Below are 279 nucleotides of genomic sequence, written 5' to 3'. Positions count from 1 at the left end.
TCATCGACCTGAGCCACGCCCAGCTGGCGGAGGACCGGCGGACTCTGGAAGCGGTGGAGCGGGCCCTGCGCGACCTGGCTCCCGCGCCCGGCACGACCACGACCACGGCCACAACCACGGCCCCGGCCACGGACCCGCTCGGGGCCACGGACACAGCCGCGGACCCGGACGGGGCGCGGGGGCCCGAGGGGGCGACGGGCGGCGGGCCGGGCGGCCGGTTCATCGGGCCCCTGGCGCGGGAGCTGGGGGTCCGGCCGGCGACCCTGCGCAAGTGGGAGG

General features: G+C 79.9%; 1 pseudogene. It reads left to right on the top strand.

Annotation, left to right across the window (positions count from 1 at the left end):
• Positions 1-279: pseudogene (locus VR44_RS37390) on the top strand (MerR family transcriptional regulator); the annotation flags it as partial.

It is taken from the genome of Streptomyces katrae (assembly GCF_000966975.1).
Classification (GTDB): domain Bacteria; phylum Actinomycetota; class Actinomycetes; order Streptomycetales; family Streptomycetaceae; genus Streptomyces; species Streptomyces katrae.
The sequence above is the reverse complement of the archived record's forward strand: the minus strand, read 5'-3'. Positions and strand labels throughout refer to the sequence as shown.